The organism is Oleiphilus sp. HI0067, from assembly GCF_001635735.1.
The window spans coordinates 1-838 of record NZ_LWFI01001536.1 but is presented as its reverse complement, the minus strand read 5'-3'; the positions used below and the strand labels follow the sequence as shown (position 1 = coordinate 838).

Here is an 838-nt window from a genome sequence, read left to right as displayed (position 1 = left end):
AAACCCCCAGATCAGATCCCAACGATCATTCAAACGGTATCCACCATACAAGCCTAAGTGGTAGGCGTCCGAATCAAAGCTCACGTTAGCTTGGTCATGTTCCGTCATGCTCTCGTTGGATAATCCAAAGAATAATCCAAGTTCATAATCATCATGATGGATAAAACTATTCCCAAAGGTATAGCTTGTTAGGTAGTAATCAAAATTACCTAAGTCGCCCTGCCCATCAACCTTGCCATCGATGTAATTAATATTGGCCCAAACACCACTAGGGTGTGAGTTACTGCTTCCGAAGAAAAATGAACCATAGCTCTGAAGATCTACCTCGGTGTCGCGCGCAAGCGTATTCACGCCCAATACCGTATTCAGCATATTGTCGGCTTGCTCAATTTGCACCGTCATCTGCGATGAAATTGGCTCAGGGTGAATACTAGAGAAACTTGGAGCAGCTTGAGAGTTTGTCGTTGTTTGAACCGCGTTAAAGATATTTTGCTGAGCTTGCTGCTGGGCAGGCGTTTGCACGGGCGGTTGAGGGTTACCCGGCGTGCTAGGTGGAGGTGTTGGTTGCGTCGCGACTGTTGGTAATAAATTCGTCACCGATTGTCGATTCCTATGCGCTCTAGCACCAGGGTGCTTTTTCAAACTAACCGGCAGCTGCTCTTCGGCGTAGATGGTTAGATCGGATTTGCCATTGGTGTTGTCGTCAGCAATAAAGAAGTCTATCAATACCGGAACATTTGGTCCTTCCTCCAAGACCACATCATTCTCAATGGTTTGACGCTGCATGACGATATTGCCTGTCGCACCGCTTTTTGCCTCTATCATACGGAACGACTTT

1 protein-coding gene is annotated in these 838 nt (G+C 46.8%); it reads right to left on the bottom strand.

The window, feature by feature from the left end; translation table 11 throughout:
* A partial coding sequence (locus A3739_RS25115) for an autotransporter domain-containing protein (protein ID WP_156502821.1) occupies nt 1-825 on the bottom strand: 825 nt, incomplete at its 3' end.
* Between the last annotated feature and the right edge of the window lie 13 nt (nt 826-838).